An 18181-nucleotide genomic window follows, 5' to 3' on the forward strand; every position below is an offset into this window, starting at 1 on the left:
GGCACTCGCTACGCCCTAAAGCTTGCCGTATTTCGCTTCGAACCCGGCAGTATCGCCAGCCGCCAGATATTTCGCCTGATCAACCCATTGGTCGCGCACCGGCCGACCCTTGAAAGTACCGAGCTTGGTATCGATCGCCGCGATGTCGGCTTCGCTCCAATTAGCGATTTGCGCGTAGCGGGTCACGCCCAGCTCGATCAGCAGTTGATTGAGCTTGGGGCCGACCCCCTTCAACCTCAGCAGATTGTCATGCGCGTCCGATGTGGGGGCTGCCGCCGGAGCAGCGGAAATCGGCGGTGATACCGGCGCGACTATAGGCTGAGGCTCAGCCGCGATCGTCGTGGGTGCAACGGTCACCGGCTCTGCGGCGGGTGCTACCGGCGGCTCTTGCCGTTCCACCACGGGGGCACGCTCGGCCGGGGCGTTGTCGATGGGCGTCTTGCGCCCCGACAGCAGGAACACGACGCCGATCAGGACCAGAAGCCCGATCAACAACCACAGGCCATAGTCCATGAAAAATTCCTGCATCACGCTCCCTCCCGTTTTTTTCAGGCTCTTATCTAAGGGCGCTGGCGCACGATCGGCAAGAGCCTGCGTTGGATGCCTTCAGCGCCCCTCGCGCTCCACTTCGCGCCAGCCAATGTCACGACGGCAAAATCCGGTCGGAAAGTCGATGGCGTCCACCGCCCGATAGGCCGCCGCCTGCGCCTCGCCCACGCTGCTGCCGCTCGCCGTGACGTTCAGCACCCGCCCGCCATTGGCGACCAGCACGCCATCCTTGTCCGCCGTTCCTGCATGGAAAACCCGCGCGCCGCCAGCTTCGGCCGCGTCTATGCCGCCGATCGCGCCGCCCTTTTCCGGCGTACCCGGATAGCCATTCGCCGCCATCACCACCGTCAATGCGGTGCGGTCGGCCAGCTTTACCGGCCCCTTCTCCGCCAGCCGTTCCTGCGCCACCGCCAGCAACAGTTCGACCAGATCGCCGTCGAAGCGCATCATCAGAACCTGGCATTCCGGATCGCCGAAACGCGCGTTATATTCGATCAGCTTCGGCCCCTCATCGGTCAGCATCAGTCCCGCATAAAGCACGCCCGAATAAGGCGTCCCCTCGGCGGCCAACGTTTCAACGGTCGGCCGGATGATCTTCTCGATCACTTCAGCTTCCAGCTCGGGCGTCAGCACCCGCGCCGGGCTATAAGCGCCCATCCCGCCGGTATTGGGGCCGGTATCGCCGTCACCCACCCGCTTATGGTCCTGCGCAGAGCCGAAGGGCAGGATGGCGCTGCCGTCGGTCAGAGCGAAGAAGCTCGCCTCCTCGCCCGTCATAAACTCTTCCAAGACTACTTCCGCGCCCGCCGCGCCAAATGCGCCGGAGAACATGTCCTCGATCGCTTCGACGGCCTGATCGCGCGTCTCCGCAATAATCACGCCCTTGCCCGCCGCGAGGCCATCGGCCTTGATCACCACCGGCAGGCCGAAATCGCCAAGCGCCGCGATCGCACCATCCTTGCTGTGGGTGCGCTCATAGGCGGCGGTCGGAATGTGCGCGCGCTTGCACAAATCCTTGGTGAAGCCCTTGGACCCTTCCAGTTGCGCGGCCTTCTTGCCCGGCCCGAACACCGGATAGCCCTTGACCCGCAGATTGTCGGCCAGCCCATCGACCAGCGGCGCTTCCGGCCCGATCACCACCAGCCCGATCGCATGGCGCAGGCAGAAATCGACCACCGCGCGATGATCCGTGGCATCCAGGTCGACCAACGTCGCATGCTGGGCTATGCCGGGATTACCGGGCGCTGCATAAAGGGTCGTGAGGCTGGGCGATTGCGCCAGCTTCCAGGCCAAAGCATGTTCGCGGCCGCCGCTGCCCAACAAAAGGATGTTCATTTCGCCCATGTCCCCGGAATATGAAGCTGGTTTGGATGCATCGGGCCGCCTGTTAGCCGAGGAACGGGCGGGGGACAACGCGCCGCCGCTTTCGGTGAGCGAATTGTCGGCCATATTGAAGCGCACGGTCGAGGATCGCTTCGGCCATGTCCGCTTGCGCGGCGAGATTTCCGGCTTCAAGCGCGCTGCGTCAGGCCATCTCTATCTTTGCCTGAAGGATGACAATGCCGTCATCGACGGGGTGATGTGGAAGGGCGGGGCGCAGCGTCTGCCCTTCGCGCCGCAGGACGGGGTGGAGGTGATCGCCACCGGCAAGCTCACCACCTATCCGGGCCGTTCCAAATATCAGATCGTGATCGAACGGATGGAGCTGGCGGGCGAGGGCGCGCTAATGGCGCTGCTCGAAAAGCTTAAAGCAAAGCTTGCGGTCGAGGGACTGTTCGACCGCTCCGCCAAACGCCCGCTCCCCTTCATGCCGCGCACCATCGGCGTCGTGACGTCGCCCACCGGCGCAGTCATTCGGGACATTCTCCACCGGCTCGAGGACCGCTGTCCCACCAATGTCCTGCTCTGGCCGGTGCTGGTGCAAGGGCAGGGGGCGGCAGAGCAAGTCGCCCGCGCCGTGCGCGGCTTTTCGGCCATGCAGCCTGGCGGCCCGCTGCCTCGTCCCGACCTCGTCATCGTCGCGCGCGGCGGTGGATCGGTTGAGGATCTATGGAGCTTCAACGAGGAAATCGTCGTCCGGGCCGTGGCGGAATGTTCGATCCCGATTATCTCTGCCGTTGGCCATGAAACCGACACGACGCTTTGCGACTATGCCGCCGACATGCGCGCGCCTACGCCGACCGCCGCTGCCGAAATGGCGGTGCCGGTGCGCGCCGATCTCATGGCGATGCTGACCGAACAGGGGCTGCGCATGAACCGCGCGGTGCGTCGCGGTGCCGCGCAGGCGCGCGAGCGGCTGGAGGTGCAGGCCCGGCTCATGCCCACTCCCGACATGCTGCTCGCACCCCAGCGCCAGCGGCTCGACCAGCTGTCCGGCGATCTTGGCAATGGTCTGCGCCACCGCGTCGCCGACGCCCGCGCGCATCTGGGGCAAGCCGGCGGCGCGCTCCGTCCAGCGCTCCTGCACCAGCATTTGAGCCGGGCGAAGGAACGGCTCGACCGTCAGCGCCTGCGTCCCGATTATCTGACCCACGTTTTTCACGACCGCGCCACCGCCTTCGACCGCCTGTCGCGCCTGTTCGTCTCGGTCAATCCCGACCTGCCGCTCAAGCGCGGCTTTGCCCGCGTCATGGCGGGGGACCGCCTCGTCAGGACAGTCGATGAAGCCCGTGCCGCAGGCACGGTAGCGCTCCATTTCGACGATGGCGCGGTCGCGGCGACGGTGGAAGGCGGCCCACCATCACCAGCCCTTGAGAAGGCGCCCCCGCAAGCTATATCCCCATCATCCCGCCCTTCCCGCAAATCGCAGGAAGGCGGCGAAATCCGCCAGCAGGACCTGTTCTCCTGATGTGCATGAATGTGAAAAAGGCCGCCTGATCCCATGCTGATGTCCAACCGCGATCGTCCGGCCCGCCTCCATTATATGGCCTACAGCTTCCGCGTGCTTCAGGCGGGCGACCATGTCGTCTGCGCCGTCACCGGCCAGCAGATCCCGCTCGACGACCTGCGCTATTGGAGCATCGCCCGGCAGGAACCCTATGCCAGCGCCGAAGCCTCGGCCCAGGCGGAGCTGAAGGCGCGCGGCCTGCGATGAAATGCTGGGCAGCCGCGCTTCTGCTGATAACCGGCAGTGTGGGCGCGGCGAGCAATCCGGCTCCCCTCCCCGCCGCCAGCATCACGCTTCAGGGCACCGCGCAGCAGGGCGGCACGCTCACCGGCACCACGCCGCCCGCAACGACGGAATTGCGCCTCGACAATCAACTCGTCCGCGTCGATCCCGATGGCCGCTTCCTCATCGCCTTCGACCGTGACGCCGGGCCGCAGGCGCACCTCACCGCCCGCCTCTCCGATGGCCGCACAATCAGCCAGACGATCAGCATCGCCCCACGCGCCTGGCGGATAGAGCGCGTGAATACGCCGCTCCGCCCGGTGCGCGACAATGAAGCCTTCCTGGCCTTGCGCCGCCCGGAACTGGCGCAGATCGCCGCCGCCCGCGCGCAGGAAACCGGCGCTGAAGGCTGGCGCCAGCGCTTCCTCTGGCCGCGCGTCGGGCGCATCTCCGGCCTATTCGGATCGCAGCGCGTCTATCAGAGCGTACCCGGCGCCTATCATGGCGGCATCGATATCGCCGGGGCGACCGGCGATCCCGTTCTGGCGCCTGCTGACGGCGTGGTGACGCTGGCGGCCGATCATCCCTTCTCGCTGGAGGGCAATCTGCTGATCATCGACCACGGCCACGGCCTCAACAGCGCTTTCCTCCATCTGTCGCGCATCGACGTGCAGCTTGGCCAAGCCGTCCGCCAAGGTCAGCGCATCGGCGCGGTTGGTGCGACCGGCCGCGCGACAGGTCCGCATCTTCACTGGGGTTTGCGCTGGAATGAAGCGCGGATCGACCCGCTTCTGCTCACCGGACCAATGCCAGCAAACTGAACTGAGATGCATTTGCGCAACTTAGTGTAACCTGCGGCAAGGGCAGAGCATCAAAGTTCCACCTGCCATAAATGACGCCAAATAAAGTTGTTAAACGAACGTAAAACCGCGCTTATCGCGCATGTGGCAAATTTACGACAGTGAAACAGCAAAGTGCGCTCCGCTCCCTAGCATTGCTTTACACGCATAAAACGACTGCGCAGACTATCGCACAGCACGGATGAAGAGGGGTTTGCTGTCGGGCTCCAAGGCCCCCCTTCATGCGTCGGTAACTAGGCGCAGGTTCGCTTGCGCCGCTCCAGAGCAAGGGACTGGACTGTGAAGAAAATCTCGAACAATGCGTGGCTGCGCAATAGCGCAGCGCTGCAGGCGCTCGCATGCGCGGGCGCCGGTTTCGCGGCGCTCGCCGCTCCTGCCTTTGCGCAGGACACTCCGGCTGGCACCGTGGCCGAAGAACCTCAAGCGACCATCGTGGTCACCGGGTCCATCCTGCGGCAGGACGTGAACAACACGCCTTCGCCGATCTCAGTCCTGACGTCCGAGTCGCTTGAACAGCGCGGCATCCAGACCACGCAGGAAGCGCTTCAGCGCATCTCGTCGAACAACGGCGCGGCGCTCACCAACAGCTTTTCGGCGAACGGAGCCTTCGCGGCGGGTGCGTCCGCCGTTTCGCTGCGCGGCCTGTCCACCAGCTCCACGCTTGTCCTTTTCGATGGTCAGCGCGCCGCCTATTATCCGCTGGCGGATGACGCGACGCGCAACTTTGTCGATCTTAACACTATCCCTGACGATATTGTCGATCGCGTCGAAGTGCTGCGCGACGGCGCATCGTCCACCTATGGCGCCGACGCTATCGCGGGCGTCATCAACGTCATCACCAAAAAGCAGTTCAAGGGTATCGGCGGCCGGATCGAGGGCGGCATCACCGAACGTGGCGATGGCGAAAACTACCGCGCCACCCTGACTGTGGGCACGGGCGACCTCAACCGAGACGGCTATAACATCTACGCCAGCGGCTTCTGGTATCGCCAGAACGCACTCTACAATCGCGATCGGCCCTACCCCTTCAACTCTCAGGATCAGTCGGGCATCTGCCGTGATGGCGTCTGCGGGCCGCAGGTCGGCCCCAATGGCGGCTCGATCAACCCGTCCAGCACTGGTTATGTCGGTTGGGCAGACGCCACCGGCACGAGCGACCGCCGCTCCTTCGCGACCACTTTCTTTGTTGCGCCAACCGATTCAACCAGCGCGCTTGACGATCCGCTCGGCCGCTATCAGATTCTAAATCCCGCCGCAGGCTGTATCGCTGGCGAGACTCCCTACACCCTGACCGCAGCTGAATTGGCCGATACCGATCAGAACGCCTTTGCGCCCAACACCGTCTGCCAAGGCGATCTGGTGCGTCAATATGGCGTTATCTCGCCCCGGATCGAACGTTTCGGCGGCGCATTGAAGGCGACAGTCGCCGTCACTGACGATATCGAAGCGTCCTTCACCGCCAACTATCTTCAGAGCAAAGTGAGCTACACCGGCGAACCGGCGACCATTCGCGCCAATGGCCCGGCGGGCATCGCGTTCCCCCGCTTCAGCACCTATAATAGCGGCCTGCCCAACGCTCCGGGCTCCTTCGCACTGGCGCTGCCGGTCTATGTCTGCCCGCTAGTCAACGGCCTGCCGCAGCCCAATTGCGACATCACCAACGGTACGCTGAACCCGAACAACCCCTTCGCAGCGCAGGGCCTGCAGGCCCGGATCATGGGCCGTATTCCCAACCTGACGGAATATAATGAAACGCTCAGCCGCACCTATCGTGGAGCCTTCTCGATCGCTGGGCCGATCACGGATAACTGGAACTTCGCGGCGGACATCGTCGGCATGGTGACCGACCTCACCCGCACGTCGAAGGGCTATGTCTACATCCAGAACCTGCTGAACGTGGTCGCCGACGGCAGCTATAATTTCGTCAATCCGCTGTCGAACAGCCAGTCGGTCCTGGATTATCTGTCGCCCGACAACATCACCAAGTCCAAGTCCGAACTTTATGCCGCTCAGGTCAGCTTCAACGGCACGCTGTTCGATCTACCCGCTGGCCCCGTCCAGCTTGGCTTTGGTGGTCAAATCCGTCTGGAATCGATCAACGCTCCCAGCGCCAACGACGACTTTGCAGGTCCGACCCAGCGCTATTTCATCCTCAATGCCTTCGGCACCAAGGGTGAGCGCGTCGTTCGGTCGGGCTTTGTCGAGTTGAGCGTCCCCGCTTTCGAAGGCTTCGAAGTCAACGCATCGGGCCGCTATGACAATTATAACAGCGGCCAGGACGCCTTCTCGCCCAAGGTCGGCTTCCGCTACAAGCCGTTCGACGCGCTGACGCTACGCGGCACCTGGTCGCGGGGCTTCCGCATCCCGAGCTTCGCAGAAGCTAACGCGCTGCCGACGACCGGCTTCGTCAACAATACGTCCGGCACATTCCCCGACTCTTATCTGGCGCAGTTCGGATGCAGCAAGGCCACCTTCGCCAGCTGCCCGACCTATCTCAATGCCAGCAGCTATGGCCAAACCCAGTTGGCCAGTCCCGATCTTGAACCGGAAAAATCGACCAGCTGGACGGCGGGCGTGATCTTCGAGCCCAGCCGCAACATCCGGCTGAGCGTCGACTATTATAATATCAAGAAGAAGGGAGCGATCATCCCCGCGCCTTATGGCCCGGCGCTGGCCGCCTATTATTCGGGTGCGGCGATCCCGGCGGGCTATAACATCATCGCGGATTCGCCAGATCCGCTGCATCCGGGCGCTCTGCCGCGCGTCGCCTATGTTCAGGCGCCGTTAATCAACGCCAACACGATCCGGTCGGAAGGCCTTGATTTCGCGGCGACCGGCCGGTTCGACTTCGGCGATGTGCGTCTCACCAGTTCGCTGGAGGCGACCTACATCATCAATCTCGACACCACATTCGCCGACGGCAGTGTCGAAAGCTATGAAGGTACGCTTGGCAACAACAGCCTGACCGCCGGATCTGGCACGCCCGAATGGCATGGCAGCTGGGCCAACACGCTGGAATGGAAGCGCTGGACCCTTTCGGCGACGGCAGAATATTTCGGCGGCTACAATCTGTCGGCAGAAGACATCGAAGGCCCCGGCACGTCGGGTGATTGCGGCCTGCTCTCGCCGCAGTTCGTCAAGTGCGACGTAAAGCCCTATATCACCGTCGATCTCACCACCAGCTACAAGCTCAACGACAATTTCACGGTCTATCTGAACGTGCTCAATGTCTTTGACGATCTGCCGCCGATCGATCCGATCACCTATGGCGCGAACAACTACAACCCGGTTCAGGGTGGCACCGGCATCTACGGCCGCGGCTATCGCCTGGGTGTTAAGGCCAACTTCTAAACAGGCGATCAACTAAAAAGGGGAGGGGCGCCGGTCATTCCGGCGTCCCCTTTTTTTCTTTAAGCCCCCTCCCCTTCAGGGGAGGAGTTGGGGTGGGGGCCATCCGCTCGGCACAGCGTCTGCCCCCCTCCCCTCCCTGAAGGGGAGAGGCGGACAGCTCACCCCACCCGCAACTGCAAGGCGCCATCCCCCTCGTCCACACGCACCGTCGCGCCGTCCGGCACCTCGCCGCGCAGAATCAGGTCCGCGAGCGGGTCCTGCAGATACCGCTGCACGGCCCGCTTCAACGGCCTTGCGCCATAGACCGGGTCATAACCGACCCGTCCCAACCAAGCCCGCGCGCCATCTGTCAGGTCCAGCTTCACCTTGCGGTCCTTAAGCAGCTTGCCGATGCGCGCGACCTGAATATCCACGATCGGCGCCATGTGGCTCGCACCCAGCCGGTGGAACAGGATCACTTCATCAAGGCGGTTGAGGAACTCCGGCCTGAAATGGCCCCGGACGATGTCCATCACCTGATCCTCGACCTTCTCGACAGGCTCATCATCGGCCAGCGAAGCGATGAACTGGCTGCCGAGGTTCGACGTCAGCACGATGATCGTGTTGGTGAAGTCCACCGTCCGCCCCTGCCCATCGGTCAGGCGGCCGTCGTCCAGCACCTGCAACAGCACGTTGAAGACATCGCTGTGCGCCTTCTCGACCTCATCGAACAGCACGACCTGATATGGCCGCCGCCGCACCGCTTCGGTCAAGACGCCACCTTCCTCATAGCCGACATAGCCCGGAGGCGCGCCGATCAGCCGGGCGACCGAATGCTTCTCCATGAACTCGCTCATGTCGATCCGCACCATCGCGCTGTCGTCGTCGAACAGGAATCCGGCGAGCGCCTTGGTCAGCTCCGTCTTGCCGACGCCCGTGGGGCCAAGAAACAGGAACGACCCAAGCGGCCGGTTCGGGTCCTGCAAGCCCGCGCGGGAGCGGCGCACGGCGGTCGATACGGCCTTCACCGCGTCGGCCTGGCCGATCACCCGCTTGCCCAGCATTTCCTCCATGGCGAGCAGCTTTTCACGCTCGCCCTCCATCATCTTGTCGACAGGAATGCCGGTCCAGCGCGACACGACCGAGGCAATGTCCTCCGGCGTCACTTCCTCGCGCAGCATCGCGCCTTCAGTAGCGCCCTCGGCCTCCGCAATCTTGCGCTCCAGATCGGGAATGCGCCCATAGGCCAGCTCGCCAGCCTTGGCGAGATCGCCCGCCCGCTGCGCCTGTTCCAGTTCCACGCGAGCAGCCTCCAGCTGTTCCTTCAGCTTGCTGTCGCCCGCAATCTTGTCCTTCTCCGCCCGCCAACGCTGCGTCAGCGCCGCCGACTGCTCCTCAAGATTCGCGAGGTCCTCCTCCAGCGCGTCCAGGCGATCCTTGGAAGCCTTGTCGGTTTCCTTCTTCAACGCCTCTCGCTCGATCTTGAGCTGGATGATCCGCCGATCGAGATTTTCAATCTCTTCGGGCTTGCTCTCCACCTCCATGCGCAGACGGCTCGCTGCCTCGTCCATCAGGTCGATGGCCTTGTCCGGCAGGAAGCGGTCGGTGATGTAGCGGTTGGAGAGCGTCGCCGCGGACACCAGCGCGCCGTCCGTGATCCGCACGCCATGGTGCAGCTCATATTTTTCTTTGAGGCCGCGCAGGATGGAGATCGTGTCCTCCACTGTCGGCTCGCCCACGAAGACCGGCTGGAAGCGCCGCTGGAGCGCAGGGTCCTTCTCAACATATTTGCGATATTCATCGAGCGTCGTCGCGCCGATGCAGTGCAGTTCGCCGCGAGCAAGCGCGGGCTTCAACAAATTGCCCGCATCCATCGCGCCTTCCGACTTGCCCGCGCCGATCAGCGTGTGCATCTCGTCGATGAACAGGACGACCTGCCCTTCGGCGCCCTTCACCTCGTCCAGAACGCCCTTCAGTCTCTCCTCGAATTCGCCGCGATATTTCGCGCCCGCGATCAGGCTGCCCATGTCGAGCGCCATCAGCGTGCGGTCCTTCAGCGTATCGGGCACGTCGCCATTGGCGATGCGCAGCGCAAGGCCCTCCGCAATCGCGGTCTTGCCCACGCCGGGATCGCCGATTAGCACCGGGTTGTTCTTGGTTCGCCGCGCCAGGATCTGGATCGTCCGTCGAATTTCCTCGTCGCGCCCGATCACCGGGTCCAACTTGCCCTCGCGCGCCGCCTCGGTGAGGTCGCGGGCGAATTTCTTGAGTGCATCATAGCGATCCTCCGCGCCTGCCGTGTCGGCCGTGCGCCCGCCACGCAGATCGTTGATCGCGCTATTCAGCGCCTCCGCCTTCAGTCCCGCCGCCGCCAGAGCCTTGCCCGCCGCGCTCGTGGTCGCAAGGCAAAGCGCCAGCAGCAGCCGCTCAACCGTGACAAAGCTGTCCCCGGCCTTCGCCGCGACCTGCTCGGCGCTGTCCAGCACCCGCACCGCGTCATTGTCGAGGCCCGGCGTCTGCTGCGCCCCGCTGCCCGACACCGCAGGCACCTTGGCCAGCGCCGCATCGGTTTCCCGCAGCGCGACAGCGGGATCGCCGCCCGCCGCCTTGATCAGGCCGGAAGCCATGCCCTGATTATCTTCCAGCAGCGCCTTCAGCAGATGCTCCGGACTGATCCGCTGATGGCTCATGCGGATCGCGACGGTTTGCGCCGATTGCAGGAAGCCCTTGGCGCGGTCAGTGAATTTTTCGAGGTTCATAGGAAGCCCTTCGTGAAACTGGTCACGATGTAATGTTGCATAAAAGCCACACAAGAGGCGCTACGCAATTATCCTTAGCATCGCTCGCCCACCCGGCGCAAACCTCCCCATTTTAGAGGAAGATAAGCCTTCGATCCTGACGCGCGTTCATCCAATGCATATTGCGCCGTCCCCATGCGCCGCTATGCTGCGGCCAGCCATTGCCGCCTCCCCGGCGATGATCTCCAGCTTCGATGAGGGCGCCCATGATTTTTTCCTCCACCTCGCGTCGCCTGGCTCTGTCGCTTGGCCTGTCTTCAATAAGCCTGTCGATCATCGCCCTTCCAGTCCCCGTCGCGCTTGCTGCCCCAGCGGCTCAGACGGCTTCAGTCCCGCTTTCCAGCCTCGTTTCCGCCGTCGATATTCCCTATGAGCAGTTCACGCTGAAAAACGGCCTGCGCGTCATCGTCCATACCGATCGCAAGGCTCCCGTGGTGGCGGTGTCGGTCTGGTATCATGTGGGCTCCCGCTTCGAGCCTGCGGGCAAGACGGGCTTTGCTCATCTGTTCGAACATCTGATGTTCTATGGTTCTGAAAATGCCGATGGGCCTTTCTTCGGACGGCTGGAGGATATCGGCGCGACCGACTGGAACGGTACGACCTGGTTCGATCGCACCAACTATTTCGAAACGGTGCCGACCGGCGCGCTCGATCGGGCACTGTTCCTCGAATCCGACCGCATGGGTCACCTGCTCGGCGCGGTGACGCAAACCAAGCTCGATGCGCAGCGCAGCGTCGTGCAGAATGAAAAGCGGATGGGCGAGAATGAGCCCTATGGGCTGGTCGAATATGCCCAGCTTGCGGCCATGCTGCCCGAAGGCCATCCCTATCGCCACTCGACCATCGGATCGATGGCGGACCTGAATGCAGCCAGCCTTGCCGACGTGCAGAACTGGTTCAAGACCCATTATGGCCCGAACAATGCCGTGCTCGTGCTGGCGGGCGATATCGATGTGCCGACCGCCAGGGCGAAGGCCGAAAGATGGTTCGGGAACATCCCGGCCGGTCCCGCGCCCAAGGATGTGGATGCCACCGTGCCGACGCTCGACAGGCAAGTCGACAAGCTGATGCACGACAATGTCGCGGCGACCCGGCTCTACCGCAACTGGATCGTGCCGGGTGTCAATTCGGATGACCTGCCCCAACTCGATCTGGCGATGTCGGTGTTCGGCGGGCTCAAATCCTCCCGCCTCGACAATATATTGGTGCGCGATGAGAAAGTGGCCGTCGGCGTCAAGGCCAGCATCCAGCCATTCGAAAAGCTGTCGATCGCGGAAATCACGGTCGATGTGAAGCCGGGGCAGGACGCCGCCGCCGTCGGCAGGCGGCTCGACCAATTGTTGGCCGACTATCTCGCCAAAGGGCCGACCGCTGACGAGGTTCAACGCGCGGCGACCCAGCAGCTGTCGGGTACGATCGGCGGTCTGGAAAAGGTCGGCGGCTTCAGCGGCAAGGCGGTGACCCTGGCGGAAGGCGCGGTCTATTCCGACGATCCGGGCAAATATAAGAAGGACCTCGCCCTCTACGCCGCCGCCACGCCGCAGTCGGTGGGCGACGCCGCCCGCAAATGGCTCGGGCGTCCGGTATTTCGGCTGACGGTGGCGCCGGGTGAACGGACGGCCGAGGATAATGCGCTCGCGGGCAACGCCACGCACCACCCCGCCTATTTCCGCGATCCCAAAAAGCCCGCGCCGGTAGCCGCCACGCCTCCGCCACCCACACGGGTCGCCGAACCGCCAATCGAGCCGGTCAAGGATCTGGATTTCCCCGCTGTCGAGGAAGCCCGGCTCAAGAACGGCATTCCGGTCGTTTTCGCCCGGCGCGCGACCGTCCCGGTGGTGCGGGTGTCGGTGTCCTTCGACGCGGGCAACGCAGCCGACGACAAGGCAAAACTGGGCACGGCCGCGCTGACCACGGCCCTGCTGGATGAAGGCACGAAGACGCGCAGTTCGGTGCAGATCGCGGAAGAACAGGAACGGTTGGGCGCGTCGATCGGCGCGAGCAACGGCATGGATAGCACCAATGTCGGCCTCTATGCGCTCAAGCCCAATATCGATGCGTCGCTCGGCCTGCTCGCCGACGTCATTCGCAACCCCGCCTTCGCTCCGGCAGAGGTGGAGCGCATCCGGGGCCAACTACTGACCCGCATCGCCGCCGAGAAAACCGAACCGATGCCGATCGCCCAGCGCCTGCTGCCGCCGTTGCTCTATGGCGCCGCACATCCCTACGGCATCCCCTTCACCGGATCGGGCACGGCCAGCGGCGTCAAGGCGGCGACCCGCGCTGATCTTGCCGCCTTTCATGACAAATGGATGCGGCCTGACAATGCCACCATCTTCGTGACCGGCGACGCCAGCCTGGCCGAAATCATGCCGCTGCTCGAAAAGCGCTTCGGCGACTGGAGGGCGCCTGCCGTGGCCAAGGGCAAGAAGCTGTTCCGCATGGACCGGATGGCGCGCCCGGCGCGGATCATCCTGGTCGACAAGCCGCAAAGCCCGCAATCGATGATCCTGGCGGGCCTGTTGACGGGCAAGCAGGGCACCGACAACCCATTGACGCTGCAGACCGCCAATGAAGTGCTGGGCGGCAGCTCCACCTCGCGTTTGATCATGGACCTGCGTGAAACGAAGGGCTGGGCCTATTCCGCTGGCACCGCGTTGCCCGGCGTTAAGGAAACCATTCCCCTGCTGGTCTATGCTCCCGTCCAGACCGACAAGACCGGCGCGTCCATCGCCGCCGCGCGTCAGGACATTGCCGATTTCCTGACCGCCAAGGGCACGACAGAGGCCGAACGCAACCAGACCATCAACAGCCAGATCCTGTCTCTGCCCGGCAGCTTCGAAACATCGTCGGACCTGATGGGGGCGATGATGCGCAACCGCCTGCTCGGCCGCCCGGACGATTTTTATGAAACGCTGCCGGGCCTCTACCGCGCGATGACCGCCGCCGACCTCGACAAGGCCGCACGCGAGGCGATCGATCCCGCGCGGCTGATCTGGGTCGTCGTGGGCGATGCGAAACTCGTCCGACCACAGCTTGACGCGCTGGGCCTGCCCGTCGAAATGGGAACCCTTGCCGATTGATGGCTGCTTTGAGGAGATGAAGTGATGGCGAATGTCGATGGCGCTTATGATTGCGTGGCAAAGACGCCGCTGGGCGATCAGAAGGGCGTGTTCACCGTCATCAGCAACGGCACCAGCTTCCACGGCACCTTCGCGGGCATGATGGGGTCGCTGGACGTCGCCGAGGGCAAGGTCGACGGCGACAAACTCAATTGGAAGATGAACATGACCATGCCCATGCCCATCACGATGGAATGCGAAGCGGTCGTGGAAGGCGATGCGATCAACGGCACCATGCAGCTGGGCGCGTTTGGCGCGGCGGGCTTTTCCGGCACGCGGCGCGTTTAAGCGGGCGTTTCCGCCAATGACCGGCCGCGCCACCCTGGGATTATCCTGATGCCTAGTTCCGGCCTGACGCAGGGGCTGGTGCAGCAGTTCCCGCTGGTCGCGCGCGGCTGGCGGCAACTGGCTGATGAAGCGCTGGCGGAATTGCGGGTGTCCTCCAGCGCGGGCTGGTGCCTAGTGCACCTCGCCCGGCTGGGACCCGACGTAAGGCAGGCCGACCTTGCCGATCAGCTGGGCATTACCCAGCCCTCGCTGGTGCGGACGCTGGACGGGCTGGCGGCGATGGGATTGATCGAGCGCCTGCCGCATCCGGAAGACAAGCGATCGAACCGGGTGGAGTTCACCGATGCAGGTCGCGACCTTGCCGCACGGATCGAAGCACGGCTCGATGACCTGTCGCAACAGCTGTTCGAAGGCGTCCCCGAAGCTGCCGTCGAGATCACCGTCAACATGATGCAACTCCTCACTCGCCGCATCGCTGAACGGCGCAAACAGGCTTAGGACGCGCCACCATTCGTGAGTGCCCCAAAGCGGGGCCGCTCATCCTAAGCGCCTGCCGTGAGCAGGGAGAGGCACGGAACGCCCGTTGCCATATCCTGACACAGAAAAGCCCGCCGGTCCGAAAACCGGCGGGCTTCCTAAAGCCCGGTGCGACCCGAAGGCTTTTTAATACTGAACAGTCACCGTCACAGCGCGGCGGTTCTGTGCCCAGGCGGCCTCATCCGAACCCAGCGCAGCCGGACGTTCCTTGCCATAGCTGACCGTGTTGATCCGGCTGGGGTCGATGCCGAGTGAGGCGAGATAGTTTTTCGCGGCATTGGCGCGGCGATCGCCCAGCGCGATGTTATAGTCGCGGGTGCCGCGCTCGTCGGCATGGCCTTCGATCGTGACGCGAACATTGGGGTTCTGCTGCAACCATGCCGCCTGGCTCTGCAAGGTCTGCTGATCCTGCGCATCGACATCATATTGGTCGGTGTCGAAGAAGATGCGGTCGGATGAGACCGACGCGACGAAATCCTCCTGGCTGCCCTTGACCGGTCCAGTGGTCGTGCCGGTCCCGGTGCCGGTCTGCGCACTGGTATCGGTCGCGGGCGGGGGTGGCAGGTCCTTGGGCGCCTTCTTGCCGCAGGCGGCGAGCGCGAGGACGGACACGGCGATCAAAAGGGGGCGGTTGAGTTTCATGGGAGGCTCCTCAAAAAGTCCATGCGGTCGTTACGCTTGCGCGATGATGTGGTTCCCTATCAGGGCAGCAGCGGACCCCATGAAGGGTCGGAGCCGCTTAGGGGCGTGGGGATGCGGCGTTCGTTGACGCCGGTCAGGTCGACTTGCCAGACCTGGCTGGTGCCTTCGCGCCCGGCGGTGGTGCGGAAAAATTGCAGGACGCGGCCGTTGGGCGACCAGGTGGGCTGCTCATCCTGCCAGCCATTGGTGAGGATGCGTTCATTGCCGCCGTCCGGGGTCATGACGGCGATCTTGAAGTCGCCCGAAATCTTGGTGAAGGCGATCAGGTCGCCGCGCGGGCTCCATTCGGGCGTCGCATAGCGGCCGCCGCCATGGCTGATGCGGCGTTGGCCCGATCCATCAGCGTTCATGACATAGACTTGCTGGCTGCCCGAACGGTCGCTTTCAAAGACGATCCGGGTGCCATCGGGGGAATAGCTGCCCCCGACATCGATGCCGGGCGCGGTGGTGAGGCGCACTGGCTGACCGCCCTGCGCCGACACACGATAGATGTCGGTGTTACCCGCCACCGCCATCGAAAAGAGGATGTTGCGGCCATCGGGCGACCAGCGCGGCGCAAAGGTCGCGTTGTTGCTTTCGGTGACGAGGCGCTGACGGCCGGTGCCGATGTCATAGACATAGATGCGCACCCGGCTGCCCAGATAGCTCACATAGACGATCGACTTATAGTCGGGCGAAAAGCGCGGCGTAAGCGCGATAGACTGGCCATTGGTGATGAAGCGGTGGTTGGCGCCATCGCTATCCATGATGGCAAGGCGCTTGGTACGGTTCCCCTTGGGGCCGCTCTCCGCGATATAGGCGATGCGGCTGTCGAAGAAGGGGCTTTCGCCCGACAGGCGCGCATAGATGGCGTCGGCGCACTTATGCGCGGCGCGGCGCCAGTCGCGTGGGGCGACGACATAGCCTTGGCGGGTCAGTTCCTGCTTGAGCGCCACGTCATAGAGATAGCAGCCGACCGTGATGTCCGCCTCGCCACCCGTGGTGCGGACGAAGCCCTGCACCAGCGCCTGATAGGCGCCCCATTTGTCATAGGCCGGGTTGGTGACTTCGGGAAAGGCGATGGCGGGGATGCCGCCGGGACCGGACGGATCGAACAGGCCCGAGCCCTTGAGGTCCGAGGCGATTACTTCGGCGATCTTGCGGCCAAGTTCGCTGGACGAACCAGCCGGGGTAGACACCTCCGCCTGTGGGGGGAGGGCGGGGACGACGATCTTGAGGTTGCTGTCGATATCGCCGGTGACGTCGACCGACAACTGGGCCATCGCAGGGCTGGCAAAGGCTGCGCAAAGGGTGAGCAGTGCGGTTATTCCAAAGCTTCTCATCGCGCTTTCCTTGCGTAGACTCTCAACGGCTTGAGCCATTTCCACTGTTCATAATATTCGTCCGGCAGCCCCTGGAAAGGGGACGCCTGCATGACCGCCTGTACGGCGCGTTCCTTGTAGATGGAGACCTGCGGCTTGTTGCTGGCCGTCTGGCCCTGTACGTCGATCACTTCGGGCCTGCCGATTACTCGGCCGTTGCGGTCAATCTTCACCTCCAGAAAGGCCACCAGCTGCTCGACATCCGCGCCGGAAGGGAGCTTCAAATGCCGATAGATTTGATCGCCGATGAGGCGGTCAAGCGCAGCCTTCTGGACGGGACCCATGGTCGCAGCGGGCGGCGGCGCGGCCCTGCGCGGAGCGTCGGCTTCGGTGTCGATGCCCTTCAGGAAATCCTTGCCGAGCAGCGACCCTTTGGGCTTTTCCGCCTTGCCCTGACCGGACGCGCGGGCAGGGGCATTGGGCTTGGCCTTTGCGGCAGGCTTTTGCGCGGCCTTGGCCGGAGTGGGCGCGGCGGCGGCGGGCTTCGCTTTGGCGGGCGTCGGCTTGGCCGCTGGCCGTGTAGGCGCGGGCTTTGGCTTCGGCTTTGGCTGGGGCTTTGCCACGTCCTTCCTTGCCGTGGCCAGTTCGGGCTTGGCGGGTTTCGCCACGGGCTTGGGCGGCGCAGGCTTCGGCGGCGAGGGTGCGGGCGTTGGCGTTGGCTCCGGCACAGGCGCGGGTTCAGGAACGGGCGCCGGTGCCGCATCCTCGGTCGGGCCTGCTTCCGGCGCGACGCTGGGTGGCGGCGGTTGGGTCGAGATTTGCGGCGCGGCGGATTGCAGCGCGGCCTCGTCCACCAAACTGACGTCCATCGGCGGCGAATTTAGTTTGAGCGGATTGGGGGTGGCGAGAAAGCCAACCGACAGCAAGCCGAACAGCAGGACATGTCCCGCCGTCGCCACGCCAAGGCCGATTTTCTCCGCACGTTCCATCCCCGAGTCCTATGGTCCCTATTCTGAACCGCCGCTGACGGCGCCTGAGGAGATTGGGGCATCGCCGCCGCCGGTGCTGACCAGCGCGACCTTGTTAAGCCCGGCGCGGTTGAGTTCACCCATCACGCGCATGACCCGGCCATAGTCGAGGCCCGTGTCCGCGCGCAGGAAAATTTGCGGCGGTTCGGCTTTGCCTGCGTTGGCGGACATGATCTCGGCGAGGCGATCCGGCAGGTCAGCATCGCTGATCTGTGTCTCGTCGATGTAGAGGCCGCCGTCGCGGTCGATGGAGACGACGGTCGGCTTCTGATCCTGATCGAGCCCCTTGGCGCGGGTTTCCGGAAGATTCACCGGAACGCCGGTAACGAGCAGCGGCGCGGTCACCATGAAGATGATGAGCAGCACCAGCATGACGTCGACTAGAGGGGTGACGTTGATGTCCGCCATCGGCGCGCGGCCCCGGCCACGGCGGTGGGAAGGTGGGCCGGACATGGCCATTTACACGACCTCCGTCATGCCAGCGAAAGCTGGCATCTCAGGCCGGATAGGGCCGGGCGTGAGGCACGAGATCCCAGCTTTCGCTGGGATGACGAAAT

Annotated in this window: 15 protein-coding genes; 7 read left to right on the forward strand and 8 right to left on the reverse strand. The window is 64.0% G+C overall.

What is annotated here, in order from left to right:
* Nucleotides 1–15 precede the first annotated feature (15 nt).
* A complete protein-coding gene (locus tag ACWNC0_RS07390) occupies nt 16–528 on the reverse strand; it encodes a hypothetical protein (protein WP_449470657.1) in 513 nt (170 codons plus the stop codon).
* Between the two features lie 78 nt (nt 529–606).
* Complete coding sequence (purD, locus tag ACWNC0_RS07395; RefSeq protein ID WP_449470658.1) at nt 607–1884, reverse strand: phosphoribosylamine--glycine ligase; 1278 nt, start codon at nt 1882–1884, stop codon at nt 607–609.
* A 7-nt stretch (nt 1885–1891) separates the two neighbouring features.
* Between purD and xseA the strand changes: the two genes are divergently transcribed.
* The 4 genes from xseA (at nt 1892) to ACWNC0_RS07415 (ending at nt 7869) form a co-directional block, all read left to right on the forward strand.
* On the forward strand, nt 1892–3397 hold the full coding sequence (gene xseA, locus ACWNC0_RS07400) for an exodeoxyribonuclease VII large subunit (RefSeq protein ID WP_449470659.1): 1506 nt from the start codon (nt 1892–1894) through the stop codon (nt 3395–3397).
* A gap of 33 nt (nt 3398–3430) precedes the next feature.
* The gene (locus ACWNC0_RS07405) at nt 3431–3643 is read left to right on the forward strand and encodes a DUF2093 domain-containing protein (protein ID WP_449470660.1); all 213 of its coding nucleotides are present in this window, start codon (nt 3431–3433) and stop codon (nt 3641–3643) included.
* A complete protein-coding gene (locus tag ACWNC0_RS07410; protein WP_449470661.1) occupies nt 3640–4479 on the forward strand; it encodes a M23 family metallopeptidase in 840 nt (279 codons plus the stop codon). Before ACWNC0_RS07405 ends, ACWNC0_RS07410 begins: the two co-directional genes overlap by 4 nt.
* A gap of 318 nt (nt 4480–4797) precedes the next feature.
* Entirely contained in the window at nt 4798–7869 is a 3072-nt protein-coding gene (locus tag ACWNC0_RS07415; protein ID WP_449470662.1) for a TonB-dependent receptor plug domain-containing protein, read from the forward strand.
* A gap of 158 nt (nt 7870–8027) precedes the next feature.
* Here the strand turns inward: ACWNC0_RS07415 and clpB are convergent, their stop codons facing one another.
* Together clpB and ACWNC0_RS07425 are read right to left on the reverse strand one after the other, a co-directional pair.
* The gene (gene clpB, locus ACWNC0_RS07420) at nt 8028–10607 is read right to left on the reverse strand and encodes an ATP-dependent chaperone ClpB (RefSeq protein ID WP_449470663.1); all 2580 of its coding nucleotides are present in this window, start codon (nt 10605–10607) and stop codon (nt 8028–8030) included.
* 112 nt (nt 10608–10719) lie between these two features.
* Nucleotides 10720–10854: a hypothetical protein gene (locus tag ACWNC0_RS07425; protein ID WP_449470665.1), complete on the reverse strand. Its 135-nt coding sequence runs from the start codon at nt 10852–10854 to the stop codon at nt 10720–10722.
* Here ACWNC0_RS07425 and ACWNC0_RS07430 point away from each other — a divergent pair.
* From ACWNC0_RS07430 to ACWNC0_RS07440, 3 genes are read left to right on the forward strand one after another with little or no spacing between them, the layout of a single operon-like run.
* On the forward strand, nt 10853–13729 hold the full coding sequence (locus ACWNC0_RS07430) for a M16 family metallopeptidase (protein WP_449470667.1): 2877 nt from the start codon (nt 10853–10855) through the stop codon (nt 13727–13729). The two genes, ACWNC0_RS07425 and ACWNC0_RS07430, sit on opposite strands and share 2 nt — an antisense overlap.
* A gap of 24 nt (nt 13730–13753) precedes the next feature.
* Nucleotides 13754–14056, forward strand: coding sequence for a hypothetical protein (locus tag ACWNC0_RS07435; protein ID WP_449470669.1), 303 nt, complete (start codon nt 13754–13756; stop codon nt 14054–14056).
* A 48-nt stretch (nt 14057–14104) separates the two neighbouring features.
* Nucleotides 14105–14554 (forward strand): MarR family winged helix-turn-helix transcriptional regulator, encoded by a 450-nt coding sequence (locus tag ACWNC0_RS07440; RefSeq protein WP_449470670.1) that lies wholly within the window; start codon nt 14105–14107, stop codon nt 14552–14554.
* Between the two features lie 165 nt (nt 14555–14719).
* Here the strand turns inward: ACWNC0_RS07440 and pal are convergent, their stop codons facing one another.
* The 4 genes from pal to tolR are packed head-to-tail and all read right to left on the reverse strand — an operon-like array spanning nt 14720 to nt 18083.
* Nucleotides 14720–15235, reverse strand: a complete 516-nt coding sequence (gene pal, locus ACWNC0_RS07445; protein ID WP_449470672.1) for a peptidoglycan-associated lipoprotein Pal — start codon at nt 15233–15235, stop codon at nt 14720–14722.
* A gap of 59 nt (nt 15236–15294) precedes the next feature.
* Complete coding sequence (gene tolB, locus ACWNC0_RS07450; RefSeq protein WP_449470674.1) at nt 15295–16617, reverse strand: Tol-Pal system beta propeller repeat protein TolB; 1323 nt, start codon at nt 16615–16617, stop codon at nt 15295–15297.
* Nucleotides 16614–17585, reverse strand: a complete 972-nt coding sequence (locus ACWNC0_RS07455) for a cell envelope biogenesis protein TolA (RefSeq protein WP_449470675.1) — start codon at nt 17583–17585, stop codon at nt 16614–16616. The genes tolB and ACWNC0_RS07455 overlap by 4 nt, the downstream gene beginning before the upstream one ends.
* A gap of 18 nt (nt 17586–17603) precedes the next feature.
* Nucleotides 17604–18083: a protein TolR gene (gene tolR, locus ACWNC0_RS07460; RefSeq protein WP_449470677.1), complete on the reverse strand. Its 480-nt coding sequence runs from the start codon at nt 18081–18083 to the stop codon at nt 17604–17606.
* Nucleotides 18084–18181 lie beyond the last annotated feature (98 nt).

The sequence above is a fragment of the Sphingobium chungangianum genome (genome assembly GCF_977014255.1).

Coding starts and splice junctions, on each gene's coding strand:
- tolR (WP_449470677.1), bottom strand. CDS start 18,083: ATGGCCATGTCCGGCCCACCTTCCCACCGCCGTGGCCGGGGCCGCGCG.
- ACWNC0_RS07405 (WP_449470660.1), top strand. CDS start 3,431: ATGCTGATGTCCAACCGCGATCGTCCGGCCCGCCTCCATTATATGGCC.
- ACWNC0_RS07455 (WP_449470675.1), bottom strand. CDS start 17,585: ATGGAACGTGCGGAGAAAATCGGCCTTGGCGTGGCGACGGCGGGACAT.
- tolB (WP_449470674.1), bottom strand. CDS start 16,617: ATGAGAAGCTTTGGAATAACCGCACTGCTCACCCTTTGCGCAGCCTTT.
- ACWNC0_RS07435 (WP_449470669.1), top strand. CDS start 13,754: ATGGCGAATGTCGATGGCGCTTATGATTGCGTGGCAAAGACGCCGCTG.
- xseA (WP_449470659.1), top strand. CDS start 1,892: ATGTCCCCGGAATATGAAGCTGGTTTGGATGCATCGGGCCGCCTGTTA.
- ACWNC0_RS07410 (WP_449470661.1), top strand. CDS start 3,640: ATGAAATGCTGGGCAGCCGCGCTTCTGCTGATAACCGGCAGTGTGGGC.
- ACWNC0_RS07440 (WP_449470670.1), top strand. CDS start 14,105: ATGCCTAGTTCCGGCCTGACGCAGGGGCTGGTGCAGCAGTTCCCGCTG.
- clpB (WP_449470663.1), bottom strand. CDS start 10,607: ATGAACCTCGAAAAATTCACTGACCGCGCCAAGGGCTTCCTGCAATCG.
- purD (WP_449470658.1), bottom strand. CDS start 1,884: ATGAACATCCTTTTGTTGGGCAGCGGCGGCCGCGAACATGCTTTGGCC.
- pal (WP_449470672.1), bottom strand. CDS start 15,235: ATGAAACTCAACCGCCCCCTTTTGATCGCCGTGTCCGTCCTCGCGCTC.
- ACWNC0_RS07390 (WP_449470657.1), bottom strand. CDS start 528: ATGCAGGAATTTTTCATGGACTATGGCCTGTGGTTGTTGATCGGGCTT.
- ACWNC0_RS07425 (WP_449470665.1), bottom strand. CDS start 10,854: ATGGGCGCCCTCATCGAAGCTGGAGATCATCGCCGGGGAGGCGGCAAT.
- ACWNC0_RS07430 (WP_449470667.1), top strand. CDS start 10,853: ATGATTTTTTCCTCCACCTCGCGTCGCCTGGCTCTGTCGCTTGGCCTG.